17 protein-coding genes and 1 pseudogene are annotated in these 16,995 nt (G+C 55.9%); 13 read left to right on the top strand and 5 right to left on the bottom strand.

The genetic code is table 11. From position 1 onward, the window contains the following. Window positions 1-218: 218 nt before the first annotated feature. The 6 genes from RN02_RS33490 (at window position 219) to RN02_RS23945 (ending at window position 7,283) form a co-directional block, all read left to right on the top strand. Window positions 219-743, top strand: coding sequence for a hypothetical protein (locus RN02_RS33490; RefSeq protein WP_010792479.1), 525 nt, complete (start codon window positions 219-221; stop codon window positions 741-743). A 678-nt stretch (window positions 744-1,421) separates the two neighbouring features. Beyond that, entirely contained in the window at window positions 1,422-1,826 is a 405-nt protein-coding gene (locus RN02_RS23965; RefSeq protein WP_010792478.1) for a response regulator, read from the top strand. Continuing rightward, window positions 1,823-2,668: a prepilin peptidase gene (locus RN02_RS23960; RefSeq protein WP_043317397.1), complete on the top strand. Its 846-nt coding sequence runs from the start codon at window positions 1,823-1,825 to the stop codon at window positions 2,666-2,668. Before RN02_RS23965 ends, RN02_RS23960 begins: the two co-directional genes overlap by 4 nt. Before the next feature lie 37 nt (window positions 2,669-2,705). Then, a complete protein-coding gene (locus RN02_RS23955) occupies window positions 2,706-4,094 on the top strand; it encodes a tyrosine-type recombinase/integrase (RefSeq protein ID WP_010792476.1) in 1,389 nt (462 codons plus the stop codon). A gap of 1,068 nt (window positions 4,095-5,162) precedes the next feature. Then, window positions 5,163-5,384, top strand: a complete 222-nt coding sequence (locus RN02_RS23950) for a hypothetical protein (protein WP_043317395.1) — start codon at window positions 5,163-5,165, stop codon at window positions 5,382-5,384. 807 nt (window positions 5,385-6,191) lie between these two features. Then, on the top strand, window positions 6,192-7,283 hold the full coding sequence (locus tag RN02_RS23945) for a hypothetical protein (protein ID WP_010792474.1): 1,092 nt from the start codon (window positions 6,192-6,194) through the stop codon (window positions 7,281-7,283). A 30-nt stretch (window positions 7,284-7,313) separates the two neighbouring features. Here the strand turns inward: RN02_RS23945 and RN02_RS23940 are convergent, their stop codons facing one another. Both RN02_RS23940 and RN02_RS23935 read right to left on the bottom strand, forming a co-directional pair. After that, window positions 7,314-8,513 (bottom strand): hypothetical protein, encoded by a 1,200-nt coding sequence (locus tag RN02_RS23940; RefSeq protein WP_021018396.1) that lies wholly within the window; start codon window positions 8,511-8,513, stop codon window positions 7,314-7,316. Window positions 8,514-8,646: 133 nt separating this feature from the next. Next, a complete protein-coding gene (locus RN02_RS23935; RefSeq protein ID WP_010792471.1) occupies window positions 8,647-9,681 on the bottom strand; it encodes a DNA-binding protein in 1,035 nt (344 codons plus the stop codon). Window positions 9,682-10,104: 423 nt separating this feature from the next. On the opposite strand from RN02_RS23935, the gene RN02_RS23930 reads away from it, so the two are divergent. Further along, on the top strand, window positions 10,105-11,025 hold the full coding sequence (locus RN02_RS23930) for a hypothetical protein (RefSeq protein ID WP_021018395.1): 921 nt from the start codon (window positions 10,105-10,107) through the stop codon (window positions 11,023-11,025). Window positions 11,026-11,027: 2 nt separating this feature from the next. Here the strand turns inward: RN02_RS23930 and RN02_RS23925 are convergent, their stop codons facing one another. Then, entirely contained in the window at window positions 11,028-11,402 is a 375-nt protein-coding gene (locus tag RN02_RS23925) for a hypothetical protein (protein ID WP_033997839.1), read from the bottom strand. 61 nt (window positions 11,403-11,463) lie between these two features. On the opposite strand from RN02_RS23925, the pseudogene RN02_RS23920 reads away from it, so the two are divergent. Together RN02_RS23920 and RN02_RS23915 are read left to right on the top strand one after the other, a co-directional pair. Beyond that, window positions 11,464-12,033, top strand: a pseudogene (locus RN02_RS23920) (SPFH domain-containing protein); the annotation flags it as partial. Between the two features lie 161 nt (window positions 12,034-12,194). Further along, window positions 12,195-13,502 carry a hypothetical protein gene (locus RN02_RS23915; RefSeq protein ID WP_021018394.1) on the top strand — a complete coding sequence of 436 codons (1,308 nt, stop codon included), beginning with the start codon at window positions 12,195-12,197 and terminating at the stop codon, window positions 13,500-13,502. A 31-nt stretch (window positions 13,503-13,533) separates the two neighbouring features. Here RN02_RS23915 and RN02_RS34030 read toward each other — a convergent pair whose 3' ends face one another. Further along, window positions 13,534-13,707 carry a hypothetical protein gene (locus RN02_RS34030; protein WP_162835983.1) on the bottom strand — a complete coding sequence of 58 codons (174 nt, stop codon included), beginning with the start codon at window positions 13,705-13,707 and terminating at the stop codon, window positions 13,534-13,536. 129 nt (window positions 13,708-13,836) lie between these two features. Here RN02_RS34030 and RN02_RS23910 point away from each other — a divergent pair, with 129 nt between their 5' ends. Continuing rightward, window positions 13,837-14,475, top strand: a complete 639-nt coding sequence (locus tag RN02_RS23910; RefSeq protein ID WP_021018392.1) for an SOS response-associated peptidase — start codon at window positions 13,837-13,839, stop codon at window positions 14,473-14,475. A gap of 53 nt (window positions 14,476-14,528) precedes the next feature. On the opposite strand, the gene RN02_RS23905 is transcribed toward RN02_RS23910, so the two are convergent. Further along, window positions 14,529-14,951, bottom strand: a complete 423-nt coding sequence (locus RN02_RS23905) for a hypothetical protein (protein ID WP_021018391.1) — start codon at window positions 14,949-14,951, stop codon at window positions 14,529-14,531. Between the two features lie 115 nt (window positions 14,952-15,066). Here RN02_RS23905 and RN02_RS23900 point away from each other — a divergent pair, with 115 nt between their 5' ends. The 3 genes from RN02_RS23900 to RN02_RS32755 all read left to right on the top strand — a co-directional run bounded on the left by RN02_RS23900 (window position 15,067) and on the right by RN02_RS32755 (window position 16,919). After that, a complete protein-coding gene (locus RN02_RS23900) occupies window positions 15,067-15,471 on the top strand; it encodes a hypothetical protein (RefSeq protein ID WP_176717435.1) in 405 nt (134 codons plus the stop codon). Window positions 15,472-15,546: 75 nt separating this feature from the next. Beyond that, window positions 15,547-15,981, top strand: a complete 435-nt coding sequence (locus RN02_RS23895) for a metal-dependent phosphohydrolase (protein WP_021018389.1) — start codon at window positions 15,547-15,549, stop codon at window positions 15,979-15,981. 41 nt (window positions 15,982-16,022) lie between these two features. Beyond that, window positions 16,023-16,919: a type II secretion system protein gene (locus RN02_RS32755; protein ID WP_223198345.1), complete on the top strand. Its 897-nt coding sequence runs from the start codon at window positions 16,023-16,025 to the stop codon at window positions 16,917-16,919. Window positions 16,920-16,995: the final 76 nt, after the last annotated feature.

Genomic DNA, 16,995 nt, shown 5'->3' with positions numbered 1-16,995 from the left:
TCGCAAGGAGGTTTTTTCCACCTTTTAATGGCTGAAGATTAATAAAATTCTTTAAAATCAAAGACGTATGCTTTTACAGCTTTTAAGGCATTCGTACACTGCATCTTCGCTCATGCATGAGTGCGAAGACTCAGAATGGGCCTAACACCAGGCTGAACTATAGACTGTGCCATACTTCATTTGGGGGCATTCCGGGGATTCCGAACGGAGGTCCCACCATGCGTTCGCTCACACTGATTCCCTTGCTGACCAGTTGCATCATCAGTCCGCTGTGCGCCTCCCAGCCGTTTCCCAACACCCAGGTCACCGATGGACAACTATTGGCGCGGGACTTCAATCGCGGCGGCCACTCGCATGTACAGAAGCGAGCCAATAATCCTCACAACCATGCCGGTAAACGCCAGATCAGAGTGCACAACTACGCTAACGAGGCCGTGCCCTTCATCGTTCACGGCAAAAAGGCCTTCCGCGGAAAGCATGTGAAGAAAGATTTCGTAGCGAATGGCCGGCGTTTCAAAGGATCACCCACGAACTCTTTCTCGCCAGGCCAAGCGCAGCAGCGTCCCAAAATGCTCTTTGGAAAGGCCCAGCGCTTTGTTGCTGGCACGCCAAATAGGCAGTTGGTGGTATTCCGGCAGCCGGTGTACATCAATAATGGCAATGGGTTCCAGGAAAAGGTGTTAATACATGTCTTCGATCCTAGACAACGGGCATTCATCGCCAGACAAATCCAAGATCCATAAATCGTACAAACAACGCCAATTCTGGGTTTGACGTAAATACAGCAAGACACAGGGAAAGATCGGTCTTTACCCTACCCTTATATATTGGCGAAGGACTATTCCGCTCATATTTCCGCTTTATAAGTTAAGCGGAAATGCGGAGTTACGAACAGCTTATATACAGGTTGCAAACAGAAAATAGCCTTGTTATCAACAGGCTACCGGAATTCGATGTGCGGAACCGGAATTTAGTGAGCGCCTACCGGAGTTCTATGTGCGGTGGCCGGATTAGCATGTACGGTTACCGGTAATTCCTGAGCGGTCACCGGAATAATGTGTACTAACACCGGAAAGCTGTGCGCGTCAAGACGCACTGTAAACACAAGCCCGCTGCTTGTTGTAGCCATCTATCCACACCCTATAACCCCAGTTGGTAATCCCATGTTAAATAACCCCATTCATTTTAACCCCACTACTTAAACCGAGCATCGCACCCCGATGTTGCTTGCAGCTAACCCGCCAGCATCTGGAAAGCGTCATCCTGGTTTGACTGCAGGTGCTCATCGCTCCCTACCCTGGCCACCGCAATCCGGCCCCCTGTTTTGGTTTGACCTGGCCATGGACGTCGATAGGCTGACCTTGCCCGCTGGATCATGCTCGATATGGGTTTCCAGCATTCACAACAAACGGAAGATCACTATGTCCAAGGCCCTGATTGTCGACGACTCTCGCACCGACGCCTACGTATCCCAGAAATGCGCGGATCAACTGTTCGATGAAGTCAAAGTGGTGGGTACCCTGCAGGAGCTCCTGCAGGTGGTGCCGTCGTTCAATCCCGACGTCATTTTCATGGATTTGTACCTGGGCGAATGGCACAACGGCCTTTCCCATATTCGTGAGCTCCGCTCGGGCCATGGCGAACTCAGCATCACGCCGATCATCGTTCTCTCGAGCAAGGCCGCTGAGGAAGACAAGCGTCTGGCAGTCGAAGCTGGTGCGGCCGGCTACATCGTGAAGCCAGCTACTCTCGACAAAATGATGGAGTCCCTTCGCCGCTACGTCCCTGGCTTCATCCCCAAAGGCTGGGAGTCTGTCATAGCGTGATTGAAATACTCCAAGCAGACCAAGAACTCTTCATTGGCATCGTTGCGCTTGTGAGCCTCATGGTTGGGAGTTTCCTCAACGTCGTGGCCTACCGGCTGCCGATCATGCTGGAACGCGCCTGGACAATTGAGGCTCAGGAATGCCTGGGCCTACCCTCAAGCGAACCAGTTGGCCGGTTCACCCTGTCGTCGCCCTCCTCTGCTTGTCCCAATTGCGGGCACAAGATCCGCCCCTGGGAAAACCTCCCAGTGGTGAGCTACATCGCGTTACGCGGCAAATGCTCAGACTGTGGCACCAAGATCAGCATCACTTATCCTGCCGTTGAGTTGGCGACCGTCCTCCTCTCCGCGTCGCTGGCCTGGCACTACGGTGTAACTCCTGCTGCTTGTGCCGCAATAGTGCTGCTGTGGATGCTCATAGCCCTTTGCCTGATCGACCTAAAGGTCATGCTGCTCCCAGATGCGATTACACTTCCAGCCCTTTGGCTCGGTCTGGTTGCGAACTATTTCGGCGTATTCGCGTCGTTGCACGACGCGGTTGCAGGGGCGGTGGTGGGATATATGACGTTCTGGACGATAGGTAAGCTCTTCTACGTCGTCCGCGGTGTCGAGGGCCTGGGCCAAGGTGATTACAAGCTGTTTGCACTCTTTGGTGCCTGGGGGGGGTGGCAAGTGCTGCCCGCGACTTTGCTGATCGCCAGCGTGACCACTGCTGCTGTGGGGATGGCGATCAGACTCGGCCGAAAGGACCGCTATCTGCCGTTTGGTCCTGGTCTGATCGTAGGTGGGGTGATCACCCTGGTTTTCGGCAGTGAAATCAATCATTGGCTTTTGTACCGGTAAACGGTGAAATCCGGGACCGGAATTTCCTGAGCGCCCCATGATCTGGGCGCTTCAAGGGCAATCTTGGCTTGTGCTACGAAGCAACGCGGTTAACCTTGGGGTATTCGCTTTCTATTGCTCCGAGGTCCGCTTGCCAGCTCCAGCAAAAACACCCAACAGTGGCGCCCGCCCTTCCCCACTGTTTGATACCTACGAAACCTTTCTCTCGTCTTCGGCTGCTGAGTACGTTGCAGAGCGGCCGGCGATTGAGGAGTTCCTAAAGGTTTTCGCTCCCCATATTCCGGCAGCAAATGACCTCGCCCATGCTCGAGCGTTTTTGAAGTCCTATAGCGGCCAAGCAACCACGTTTAAGGCCTATCGCACGCAGGTAGAGCGCATCCTGTTGTGGTCCTGGATCATCGCAGGGAAATCGATTCTGGACTTGCGCCGGTCTGACGCTGAGAGATTCATGGATTTCAACGTGGCTCCGCCCGCGAGCTGGGTGGGAGATGCTGTACGCCAGAGGTTCCTCCCAAGGGGGGGCGTCTACGAACCGAACCCTGCCTGGCGCCCCTTCGGCATCAAGATTTCGAAAAGTGATCGAAAGAGAGCCAAGGAAGCCGGCGAGGAGTTGGGGGTGTCTGGTTACAAAATGGCTCAGGGCAGTATCCGGCAGGTCTTTTCCATCTGTAGTTCGTTCTTCGAATTTTTGACTCAGGAGGACCTGGCTCAAGGAAACCCCTTCAAGGCGATCAAGGGCAAAAGTCGTTGGATCAGGACCACAGCCAAACGAAGTGGCGGGAAATCCCTTACCCAGCTGCAGTGGGACTTCGTGATCGAGACCGCGGAGCTCATGGCTAACGAAGCACCGGAATCTCATGAGCGCACGTTGTTCATTGTCTCTTCTCTGTTCTCTATGTACCTACGAGTCTCGGACCTGGTAGGTAATCAGCTCTGGACTCCAACGATGGGTTCGTTCGTCAAGGAGGATGAAACTTGGTGGTACGAGGTGGTTGGTAAAGGGAACGTAGAAGCGCGCATTGCAGTGAAGCCTGACTACCTCAAGTACCTGAAGCGGTACCGTCAGAGCCGTAATCTCACGCCCCTGCCACTGAAGGGAGAGCAGGCCCCTCTCCTCACAAAGTTGAATGGTGCCCCAGGATTGAGTGATCGCCAGGTGCGGAACATTGTCCAGGAGGTCTTTGATCGGGCTCTGAAGCGAATGCATGAGGAGGGACGATCGGATTGTGAAGTTGACGACCTACGGGTTGCCACCCTGCATTGGCTTCGTCACACAGGGGCGACCTTTGATGCTCCTCATCGTGATGCAAAAAACCTTCAGGCCGATCTCCGGCACAAGTCGATGAGCACGACTCAGGACATCTACTACAACTCGCTGGACGATCAGCGTGCGGCTGAAGTTGAAGGCCTGACGGTCAAGCGCTGATCCAGCGGGCGGGTTAGCGCAAGCAACAACAGGGATTAGCCTGCGATCGGCTTACCTTCCGGGTTAGAGAACAGGGTTATCTTTCTTGGGGTTACCGATTGGGGTTATAGGGTGTGGACAGATGGCTGCACCCCAAGCCCTGTCTACCGTAGGCTACTTTGACGCCGTACACCGGATTCCGGGACCCGTACAGCCTGATCCGGTAGCCGTACACGAGGCTCCGGTCAGCGCTCAGAGGACTCCGGTTGATGCACGCAAGATTCCGGTCGCGCTCAGGGGATTCCGGTGGCGTACACCGGAATCCGGTCTCCTGTTGATAACTAGCCATTAATTTCTGGATAACCTGTGTCTAAGCTGTGTGCAACCTGTGCATGGCAACTGCTTTACTTTACCGAAGCATCAGTAAATCGGCTTTAAATACAGTGGCTTACACCTGTATATGGTTACCTTTTACTGACAGCATGAGTCACGCCTGGCTAACGACCGGAATGCTGTGAGCGTACGGGTAAATCCCCTTCTGAACCGGAATTTGTTGAGCGGGAGGGCGTTCAGGTCTGGAATACGGCTAATGCGAGACCGGATTTCTCTGAGCGCTTCCCCAAACGCCCCTACCCGCGGCTATTAGCTCCTCGAACCGGAATCTCCTGAGCGCCAAGGGAGGCAATGAGGGTGGAGCGGGGACCGGAATCTTGCGAGCGCCCGGGAATCTAGCCGGCCTGCGGCAAAATGCACATCGAGACCAACCGGAATTTCGTGTACGCCAAGTCCGACGCAGGCTCTGCCAGTCGGACTTGGCGATGCGCAGATCGACCGGATTTTAGTGAGCGGGCACAACAAGGCACTCGCACAAGATTGAATCGGTCTCGGGGCTGCTCGAGCTGGCCAACCTTGGCAGCCTTATGAGTGGTACGGGGGCTAGCAACAGCGGATGGGCCTTGCCCACATCCCTGAGCCGCAACTTCCAGCGTCGACGCCAGAGTCATGGGGCGCGCGGCTGGCGCAATAGCCCAGCCCCATCATAGTCTCCGGTGACCAGGAAGAAGCGATTACGATCACGACCAGGCCCGCATGCTGAATTTGCCGGAATTCCGTGAGCTGGGAAACGCGCCGAGGGGCGGCCTTGATGACGTCTGTCCAGGGCTTGCTTTTCTGGTACCGGATTCCTTTGAGCGGCAACTGGCTTTGACGGTGGTTACCCTTCAGGAAGACCGGATTCTCGTGAGCGGTACCCAGCGCATGCCAATCCTCAAGGTGGATAGGCCGGAATATCGTGAGCGCAAGGCTCAATGACTGCTCTAGGGTGAACCGGAATCTGGTGTACACCTACTCCCCCGGGGCTTTGCAACTGTGTAAAGCATGGGGGCAAGAGCTGGAGTGCGATTGAGAGATAGAGGTCTGAACACCGGAATTTCATGAGCGCAGCGTCCCGCTGGACGCTACACCGTTCAACTCCGGATTCTGGTGAGCGCCCGGCAGCGCGCCGGCTAGGGAGGCAGAGGGTGACCGGAATTCTGTGTACGGACTGCCCGCCCGGTTTTCTCCTCGTGGGGCATCGATCCAGCCGGGGAAGACCACATCAGCGCGTTCCGCGGATTTACGGGGCAGGGTTTTCAGTGGAAGACCAGGTCCGATATTCCGGCCGGAATTTGGTGAGCGGCCCGTATTTCCTGCCCTGGAGGCATGGTCGGTGATCGGCACTACGCAGAATGGACCGGAATTTCCTGAGCGGTGCGTGAAAGAGCGCTCATCCTCCCGGCCGGAATCTGGTGAGCGCTCGAGCTCCGAACCTATTGCCACGGTAACCGGATTCTTGTGAGCGCCCCGTTTTTCATGGGATACAGCAAAGCCTTGCTCGGTTTTAGCGACCGGAATCCTGTGTACGGTATGAGAGATGCCGAACAAGTGGGTTGATCTTCTTCGAGCCGGAATGCTCTGAGCGCTCACAGGATTCCGGCGATCCGAACCGCCAAAGCGGATCTCAGAACGGCTTATGCGAAAACGGTCTTGATTTGGACTAAAAAATCAAGATGAGGGAATATATCCTTTGCATCAGGTTTGTCGAGACGGACGAAACGCGAAAAGTAAGAGAGATAGGCCATGACCGAGTTGAAGCTGACACCTGAAGAAGTACGGCAGGTAGCTGTAGATGACAGGCGATTCAAGCTGCAAACAAAGTTCGATCTGGAATCAGGTCAGGGCGTTCTCCCTTTCACGAATGAGCGTTTCTTTGAGCAAAGCAACCCCATCGTCCGTTCAGCCCTCTTCTCAGCGGGCAAGATTCCCAAAGGCCTCTTCTTCCAGGAATGGACAGAGATCTTCTCCTTGGGATCGGGCTCAATCTGGTACCGCGGTCCGGCGCTGTCTACAGATCACGAACTCGTCCTGGCCCGAATCATGGTGCTGGCCCGCGGCAGGTCACTGACCCAGTCCGTCAAAGTCAAACAGGCTGATGTCTGTCGTTGGCTCAAGCTCGACGACTCCGGTGCGAACTTCAAAAAGGCCCGAAGGATTCTTGATGACCTCGCCGGCGGCGAACTGCGGATTTCAAGCAAGCCTGCTCTGAAGAGACTCTACAACCTGCTCACACGACCGCCGCTCGGACTGCCTGATAGGGACTTCTTTCTCGAGTACATCAAGAATCGCTACGGAGATCAGATCAAGGAGATCGCGGCGGCAATTGAGTCAGATGATACGGTGGTCGATATCAGCATGCGGTTCTTGACCAACCAGGCAAAGAACCACAAGACAGGGCGACTACTGCTTAACCTTGACCCGATCGCTGCAATTTTCTTCGATGGTGTGAATACCACCCTGGTGCCCTTTGAGATCATGGATCAATTGGATCGATTTGGGACCAAGCTTTTGCCCTTCATCGCATCCCATAGAGATGGGGTATGGCCTATCGGGCTTGAGAAGTACCACGAGTTCAGTGGTTCAAAATCCGAGTATCAGAAGGTCAAGCGGCGGGTGAAGTCGGATCTCAAAAAGCGATTCGAAGACTGGCAGGCGAAGGCCTGGATTGAGCCTGGTTGGGACATCTCCAGGAACGATGACGGGGACGAAATAGTCCGAGGGTTGAAGATCGGAGCGAAGGTGCGCATCCGTTCTGAGCTGGAAATCCTTACGGCTGTAGGGGATGACTTAGAGGATGCGGAAGACATTGATGCTGCCGAGGCTGAATCAGCTTGAGGCGCGGTGACCGCGCCTCATGGGGATGACTTAAGCAACGCTTGCGGTCGAGTCAAAAGCTAGGCATTCAGAAACTGGGATGAACTCTTGCCGCCGGCACAGCCAAGCCGAAAGGAAGGTGTAGGCAGTAGTGAGCGCGGCGATCATGGCCATCGTTTCTTTCTTCTCCCTTCGATTCCTTGCATTCGCTCTAGCCTGGGACTCCCCTTTGTACTTTGTGCTTACGAATAGTGATGCCACCAGTGCGCCGAGCACCGCATAGAACACTGACACCAGAGTCATTTTGGCGATGAGTGACAGGCTGATGCTCAGCCATCCCTGATTGGTTCGCACTGACGCATACACCGCGAACATCAATGCAAGCATGAAACCCGTTAGGCCTGCGACCATTGCGAGTTGACGGGGGAGCTCGAGCCAGTTCATCAAGAAGGCCAACACCACGCCTGCAGCCGGCAAGAGGTTCGTGATTGCGGCATCCGTATAGTCGTTGTAGATGGTTGCTTGCCCCTGATGGTGCCTCCACATCGCCCAAGCTGTCAGAAGCGCACCCGCCAGCAGCATGTACTTCCAGGCCGGGCTGGATTTGAACTGCTGCCACAGAGATTTCTCCGGCGCGCGGTATGACGGCGAGAACGAGGTTGTACTCGAAGCTTGCGCAACCTGTTGGGGTGGTTGGTACTGCGGGATTTGGGCTGGTGCCTGCTGGTGCGCCCGTTGAGATTCGATCGCTTGGGCGGCCTGAGCGCGCTGCTGGAGTTCGATGATCGCCTGCTGGCGCTGATTCTCGATCTGCTTCTGTCGAGCTGCGTCTTCAGCCGCCAGGCGCTCCTCAGTTTGCCGCTGCCTGATGGCCTCCTCTTCCTGGCGCTTGATGAGCTGGGCCTGAGCTAAAGCCGATGCCGATTTACCCCTCTCTGCCGTCACATATTGATCAAGCGCCTGTATGCGGGCGCCGATGGTTTTGTCGAGGCACTTTTGGTCAGTACATGCATCCCTTGTAGCGAGCCATTCACGCTGCGACTGACGGACCGCCTCGTACTGGTCAGGATTTACCTCCAGAGCGGTCCTATAGGATTTGGCTAACCAATCGTCCAACCCGGAAAGGTAGCCATCACGGCAGATTTCTTTTTCGGGGAAGCTGCTGGCCTTGGAGCAGTCAAAGCTTGCTGCCACAGTTTGGCCGGCCAGGAGGGCCAGAAGCAGACCGGAGGCTGCTGCACGAAGTTGCATCAAGATCATCCTTTACTTGTTGATCGCCTGTCTGCGTTATCGGCGGCCCACGGCGGTTTATGAGCCCCCGTTGACCATAACGCCCGAGCCGAATGATGCCAGTCAGTCCTACTGATGGCTATCTGCCAGGTCCTCAGGTGTTTCCTTCCGCACCACGTTCTTCCGCGGATTGGACGCGGGAGGAAAGCTCTGCCTTCATGCCCTCCAGCTGGGCGGAAAGGCGTCTCACCTCGCTGTTCTGAGTTCGAGCAGAGGCTTTTGCTTCCACCAGTTTCTCCTCGGTCTCTCGTCTCTCCTTGACGGCGCTTTCAAGCTGCCTTTCGGCCTCCGAATGCTGAGTTTTTACCGTGGCGAGTTCGATCCTCAGGTTCATGAGTGATTGCTCTGCGACCTGCAGCTTGTCCTTCGCGCTGTCAGCCTCAAGCGCCAACTTCCTGTTCTGCGCTTGCAGGTCGGTCAACTGGGAGGTCATGCCAGACAGTTGCTTATTCAGGCTCAGGATTTCCCCTCTCAGTTGGATGTTGTCCGCCGAGAGGGTGCGGTTGTCTTCGCGCAGAGAGGTCAGCGCGTTATCGAAAGTCGCCTGCTCCTGCCGGCGTTGCTCGTTCAGGGCTGCGAGATAGTGCTCATGAGCATCCCGCTCTGCTTGAAGGTCGTGGGTTAGCTTGCTGGTCGAGCGCTTCTCCACCTCCAGGTTACGTTGCGTGTCAGTCAGCTCCTGGGCCAGGCGGCCCAACTCAATGTTGGCCGAGTTCAAGCGCTCAGTCAGTTCGCCCAGCAGCCGTTCGCGATCGGCAAGGGTGCCTTCAGTCTTCGCAAGCTGATCGACGGTGGCTTGGTGCACCACTCGCTCGCCATCAAGGACCTCCTCCATTTCCTTGATTTGCGCCTCGCAGCGCTGCTCGCCTTCACGAACGATCCGCTCGGAGTTCTCTTTCATCTTGTCGTGAAGCGCGTGTACCAAGGCCTGCAGCTCGGTCTGGATGCGCCCGCCATCGCCCAGCATTTCGATTTCCTCGTCGCGGAGATCCTTCCAGAACCTCTGCACTGTCGAGTAGGAGCCGCCTGTGATGGCCTGTATGGAACGCACAGTAACTGGGGAACCCTGGTTACGGAGTTGCGCAATCGCCTGGCGAACCTCCTCTTTCGTGATCCCAACGCGGCTCATGGCTGCCCTCCGTACCTATTGACAGTATCCGAAAACTATGATTTGGCGCCATTTTACCGGCGAACTTTTGTTACTTGTATTACGTAACAGGTAATTACGGTAATATTATAGGTCATGCGCAAGAGAAACGGGTTAAAAATCACATCGGATAAAAACTGTAATCCTTGGCCATAGCCTCAAAACGGCCCTGTACGTGATTTCTGGCGGTTTCATGTGGGGTGTAGGGCGTACTTTGCGCGTACGGATGAATTTCGCTGCGGGGCTGATCTGGCTACAAATCGTGGTGGCTGTTACTGAGAGGGGCGGCCGCTAAGCTGGGGGAAAGGAGCAAAAAGCAGAGCCTTCCAATACCGCGATGAGGTGGTGAAGCGAGCGTGAGTGTATTCTGTCGCCCTTGCACAAACTGAACTCACAGGAAACGGAATGAAAGGGCCGGTCGCGACAGTCGAGCTCTGGGAAAAGGGCCGATGTGTTTTCAGTCACGCGGTCTCTAGGGAGCTGCTCCAGGCTGCAGTTGATGAAGGTTGTCATTTGCTGCTTGTAGGAGGAGACGGGGCACCGGTGCTTGGCAAAGATGCAATGGTCCCCCTAGGTCATCTGTTGAAACGACAACGGAGCCAGCGCGGCCAGCAACCTGCTGTTCAGCCAAACACTGAAGATCGCTCGCCCGGTGTCAGCTTGGGGTGGCTTATCGCACTGTTCGAATGGGCCTGTCAGAATTCCCCGCTCGCAGAAATCCGGTACGTTCACCATGCCGAGTTCACCCTTCCCACACCGAAGCAGCCCTTGCTTCGGATTGAACAGCATGACTCAGGCCGCTACGCCCCTCGGACTTGGGAGAATGCCAAGAGCGCTGACATTACCGTCGCCTTTGCCTCCGATTTCACAACCCGGGGTGAGCAATTGACACTGCGGGCGGCCGGTGAAGCCTATGTGGCCATCCCCGTTTCAATCGAGCCAGTCGCCGCTGCCCGGCGCCTCTATAAGGCGATGTCAGCTGCAAAGGCGCGCACCTTGAATGTCGCCGGGAACGGTATCTACACACTGTCTAAGCATGGCTGGACGCAGGAGAGCATCAATGCCTGGGTGTACCAAGTCATCGGCAAGGTCCACCAGCACTGGCCAATCGAGTTCATCCGATCTGGCGGCCAGACAGGAGTTGACGTTGCCGGTTTGGTTAGTGCGCATGCGTTGGGGATTGATTGTCTTGGCCTGTTTCCGAAGCACTTCCTCCAACGAGCGGAGGACAACGTTGATGTGCGTCGCACTGCAACAGAACTCGAAGCTGAAATTCGGACCTGGGCATTGATGCTTGGAGTTAAGAATCCATCGACTGATGAATAGGTCTAGGGTGGCGGTGGGGCCTGGCGCAACCGGTAGGCATCGTACCCCTGCAAGAAATAGCCTTTGGCTACGAGGCTGTTCAACAGTCGCTGATTGACGATCGATTGCACGTACACGATCAACCCATTGCTGTCCGCAATCCGTTCTGCATGGCTCAGGAAATGTGTGAATTGCCCCTTCCCTCGCTCGCCTTCATTCGTGACTTCCAGATCAGCCAGGTCAAGCGTCCAGCGGCCTTCCCCGCCAATCCTGCGTGCCGCGATCCGGGCATACACCATCAGGTCGCCAAACTGGAAGCGAGATCTAGCCCCCATAGATCTAGCATTCGCTGCAGCGAAAGCTTCAAGGGCCAGGTAGTTGGTGGCGTGATTGCTCATCGATGGGATTACTCATTTGGGACTAAGTACCAGGTGTAGGTTGAGCGCAGGTCAACTCGACGAGCCTGGCCAGGTGGCTGACCTCTACAAGTCCTACGGTGATCTGGAGTCGATGGTATCCCGACTGATCAGCCGCCAGGTTCCCAACCAGATCGAAAATACCTTCGGCCGCTACACGGCGATTCGTGCGGTTCAAGAACGTGGGCAGTTCGTGATCGACGCTGCCGCGGCGCTCAAAGGCTCCGTCAATGGCCCTGTCATTATCGACAGCATTCAGATCGAGAATCTGGATTTCAGCGATGCCTACGAGCGCTCCATCGAGGATCGAATGAAGGCGGAGGTCCAGGTCAAAACTCGTGAGCAGATGCTGGCAACGGAGAAAGTCCAGGCTGAGATCCGCGTGACCCAGGCGAACGCAGAAGCTGAAGCCAAGCTCGCTCAAGCCAAGGCGGACGCCGAGGCGACACGGCTTCGTGGCGAGGCTGAAGCCGAAGCCATCAAGGCTCGTGCGGCAGCGTTGGCGAGCAACCAGAACCTCGTTGAGCTGACCAAGGCCGAACGATGGGATGGAAAACTTCCCACCACCATGATCCCCGACTCGGCAATTCCCTTCCTGGGCTCCAAGAACTGACTGAGTTCTTCATCCGCCAAGGCCCGCCCCATCTAGGCGGGCCATCTCACGGTGAACTCCAATGATGCGGAGGCGGGCAAACTTTCCGCCCGCCCTCTTCATTCGAACCCTTGCCAACTCACCGTTATCCTCCCGACCAACAACAAGCTTGGGAGGCACCAATGGAAATTGTCCACGCGACCCGTCCTGATGGATCAACGGTACAGCTACGAGTTGATGGTTCGGAGGTCGGCACAACCGACAGCGACCAGAAGCTGCTTCATCTTCTTCCCAAGCTACTTTTGGATGAACCTTTAACTGAGGCCGTATCCCTGGACCGAGTGGTGTTGGAGGTCATCTCCAACGTCGACGGTTTGCTCCCGGCCGAAGGCGTGGTGATCCGGCAGCCGTACCCCAATTCCTCCTACCTGGTCGGTGGTTCGGTGCGTAATCGCAATGGTTGGTGCGTACCGGCGGCCAATCTCCCTGAGCGCTTCGAAGTAGAGTTCCGCTGGACCTTCGTGTCACTGCTCAGTGACGGAAGTGATTGGGTGGTTCGCCATTTCATCCAACTGGAGCTGGAGCAAGGCCCGTTTCGGACGTACACCATGGCGGTGTCCAACTGGCCAAATGGCCGTGCCTCGGTCCCGAACATGTACCGCTATGCCATGGCATTTCTGAAGCCCTCCCAGGTGCTGGAGCAGCACAGAAAAGGAAGGCCGACGCTGAATGTCGGCCTCCTACGTGATGGCATGCTCGGCGTGACTTTCCGAGAGGAGATGCGGATTCCCACAATCCCCTACGAACAGGCAACCAGCATTCACCTTTACCAGAAACAGCAGCTACATGAAGTGGTCCAGGTTACGGATTTCACGTTGCTGAATGATGAGCACAAGGCAAATGGTGCCCTGGAGATGCCAGCAAGAGTGCTTCTGGATGCGATCTCTCTGGCAGCAAAGGTTCCCTACAAGCGCCCCGAGGTACCTTCCGCGACACCTGGAAGTTCCGAGGATTGCCTTGGGCAATTGGAATCGCACCCTGCTCTGCAGATGCTTTCCGACTGGTGGAACGCTCACCGGATTCCGGTGGCTGGAGAGTTGCCTGCGGCGATGGTCATGCCCTACATCCGGGTTCAAGATGATAACTCCTACTGGTGTGGGTACCGGGAGACACCCAACAGCACCATTGAGGGCATGAACTGCGTTTACAGTTCATGCGCTACCTGTGGTGATGCGGTCCTGCTTCACTTCATGGCTTCCGTGAAACACAGCGAGTTCCCAGATGGCTTCCTTGATGTGCGATGCCTGGATGGTTCCGAGTGGGTGGAGGTCGAAGCAACCCGTGAGCAAATGGCCAGGGGCGAGTATGACGAGGCCTACTACTGCCTGGCAGCACTTGCCGGATTCCCTAACAACTTTCCTGCTGCATACCGGCGCCTCCTGCAGGATTCCTTTGAAGCTCCATCGTCGCAATCCAGAGACTGGGCGTGAGGAGTAGGCGGGCATGAGGCCCGCCTTTCGCTTATTGGTCTTGGATCACCTCGAAGTAGCCCGCCGATTTCTCCACGGTGGTTTCCCCGCAGTGCGGACATTCAAGCGGCCAGCGGTCCAGGTCGCCCAGCGCATTGGGACTGAATTCGCGGATGGTGAAGGCTTCGCTGCACTTGCTGCAAATGAGCTGGTGGTCTTCGTACACAAGGATTCTCCAATCTGAAGGGCTAGCTCAATCTCTTGACTGAGCCTCTACCCTTTACAGTTTTCGAACAGGCGCCTATTCCGGCGGGTCAAAAGCTATGCTTTCAATCCGACCAAAAGGAACCCAGACATGTGCAGCCACTATGAGGCCCCGGAAACTCAGCGGTTGATCGATGGATTTGGGGTAGCTCCCGAGGGGCAGTTCAAGATGGATCTCTGGCCCTGCTACGAAGGTCCATTTATCCGTCTGCGTGACACTGAATCACCTGATGAGGAAGGGCCGGAATTTGAGGCGTTAGTCGGCCAATTTGGGCTCTTGCCATTTTGGGCAAAAACACGAACGTTGGGGCGTGATACTTACAATGCTCGCACCGAGACTGTGGCGAGCAAGCCTTCCTATCGAGTGGCTTGGCGTGAAGCGAAGCACTGCATCATCCCGGCCGCGGCAATCTATGAACCAGATTGGCGTACAGGAAAATCGGTCCCAACTCGCATCAGCAGGAAGGACGGCGGCATCATGTCGATCGCTGGGTTGTGGGAGCGGTGGAAGACTCCTGAGGGCGATTTGCATTCCTACACGATGCTGACTGTTAATGCGGATGACCACGCACTAATGCAAAATTTTCATAAGCCTGGTTCAGAAAAGCGCATGGTCGTCATCCTGCCAAACGGGCTGATCCAGGATTGGCTGCGCGCGCCGGCGGAGCGAAGTATGGATTTCATGCAGCAGTACCCTGCCGATCGCCTCCAGGCCGAAGCTAGGGGATGAACGTTCCGGGGCGGAAAGGCTTCGCAGGGTGCGTTCCAGGCGCAATATGAAGCTCAGTGCCCCTGCTGGCGCCTATATTCCTGCCATGCGTCGATCGGGGTGTTGATGCCTGGTTTGTTTATCCAGCTGTATCTCCCATGCTCGCCAAGTTGGGTCCACCACTGGAGTGCATCCTCTCCTCCGACAGCCAGAATGGCCATGCTCACCTCAGAGGTCAGCTCCCCAGGAGCAAGCTGGCCGTCGAACATTTCAAACAGAGTCTCAAGCGTGGCTGGTTTTCTCGGAAGATTGTCCTCCACTGTGTAGCGGTAGGACCCTTTTTGCCCCAAGAGAAAGCCATTACCGCTGGCAGATCCGAACTTCACCCCATCGATGGCGTTATCGATCATCTTGGGGATTTCTTCCAGGGCATCAGATGGCGCATCGATCTCGATTGTGATCTTCATTTTGATGCGCTCGGGTAGGCTGTCAGCCATGAAGGTGCTCCTGACGAGGAAGGGTTCTTACAGAAGCCTGGAATGTAGCGCGGCCTAGCCTGCACTCGCCATTCCCTCTACAAGAAAATTTTCCTGAGCAAGTGAAAGCCCCCTAGTGGCACAGGAAGCCCGCGTCGATGATGGACAGCAGACGAGAGAGATTGGGGGGGGAAAGATGGTTGCTGATAGTTTTAGGGGTAAGCCCGCGGTCCTGCAGAACACCTCTGCGTTGAGTGTGCTCCTAACGCACTTGGCAGAATCTGGCTGGCTTCCGCATGAGGTACTGCAAGGAAGCGAATGGCTGTACGCCCCCGACGTAACGAAGGTCCAGGAAAAGATTATTTGCTGCGACCCACCGGTGATTCGGCTGTTGAAGAACGGCAGCAACACTGCGCTGATTCACTTGAAGTGGGGCGAATCGCCTTCCAGGATGGTCGTGGATTACACCAAGTCCTGGGGATTCGAGCCCGTGATCCAGCAGGCGCTGGCGCGCATGAATGAAGCAGGTGTCAGCCAGTAGAATCATTGTCTACAGCCGTCTGGCGGGTGTCCCAGCCCCTCAGGCTGGCCCTAGGAAGGAAGGAAGAGGATCGAGATGGTTTTGATTGAAATGGCGCTACAGCGTGCGCTGAGCGCATATATGGGCAAGGTCGATAAGGCCGGCATGCCTTATATCTTGCATCCACTGCGTCTGATGGCCAGATTCACTGACCCATTCGAGCAAGCGGTATCTCTTCTCCACGATGTGATCGAGGACAGTGACACCACCGCGGAGGATCTACTCAACGAAGGCTTTCCGGAGTTCGTAGTCGAGGTCGTCGTCATCTTGAGCCGTCGACGTGGAGAGAGCTACGCGGACTTCATCGAACGGATTTGTCTAAACCCGCTGGCGCGCAAGATCAAGCTGGCTGACATCGAAGACAACCTAAACGTGCTGAGGCTGGCGAGCCTCGGGGAGTCGGATCTTCGTCGTGTGTCGAAATACCATCAGGCCTGGAAGCGCTTAAGCACCTTCGAAGCAGGCCAGTAGCGGCCAGCAGTGGCCTTTCCGCGAGGAGTTCACCTCCTCGCATGCCCCTACCCTCGATCCGCCCTGGAAGCCTGCAGCTTCCGGAATTTCAGCACCCTGTTTTCGCCCGAACTCAAGCGTTCATGGGGGTAAGCTCCGGACAACTGAATTTTCGCGGAGGGGATGAAATGCGTGGCTCACCTGGTCGCCAAGCGGGCTTCTCGCTTTTAGAGCTGTCGATTGTACTTGCCATCATGGCAATGCTTGCCGTCGCCGCTGTGCCGAGATACATGGAAGAGATCAATCGGAACCGTTCGCGAGTTACGACTGAAAACACTCAAGCCATCCTGGACGCGGCCAGGGCCTACCGGCTGTCCAAAGGAGCCTGGCCAGGTGGCGCATCCTGTATCAATGCCATCTCTGAAATGGTGAGCCAATCCCCGGCAATGCTGCCCTCTGGCCTGGACGTGAACAAATACAACAACACTGTCTCCACATCCTGCACGGCATGGACGTTCAGCGTTGACCAGTCCATCGTGGAAGACTGGGATGGGGTGCTGGCCAACAACCTACCGGGGACTTCGATCGTCAATGCATCTCAAAACCGAATCCGAAGCACCATTGGGATACCGGGCTCGGAGACAGCTAACGACGCGAAGCTATCTCGCGTAGCTGAGCAAAACGTAGAACTCAACCGGATGAGAACCAACCTGCTGTTGGGCAACAACGACATCAAGGAGGTTGGTCGAATCGAAGCGGTCAATGCCGCCATCAGTGGACTGGCAGAGGCTAGCCAGTTGAGGGTGAATGGCGTATCTCAGTTCAACGGAGAAGGTACCTTCCAAGACGGGATTTCGCTGCAGAAGGTCGTCCAGGAGAACACGTCCTGCCCAAAGACTGGTGCGATCGCAAGGTCTAGCGCCGGCGTAATACTTTCTTGCCAATCCGGTATTACTTAAAGATACACCTGCCAAATTATCCCCGCGATCAGGCAAGCTTGCAAGATTTGCCTGATAAAGATTGAGCAAGGACTTG

This window comes from Pseudomonas sp. PI1 (genome assembly GCF_000812405.1).
Classification (GTDB): Bacteria; Pseudomonadota; Gammaproteobacteria; order Pseudomonadales; family Pseudomonadaceae; genus Pseudomonas; species Pseudomonas citronellolis.
Note: the sequence above shows the minus strand (reverse complement) of the source record. Positions and strands in the feature narration are given on the sequence as shown.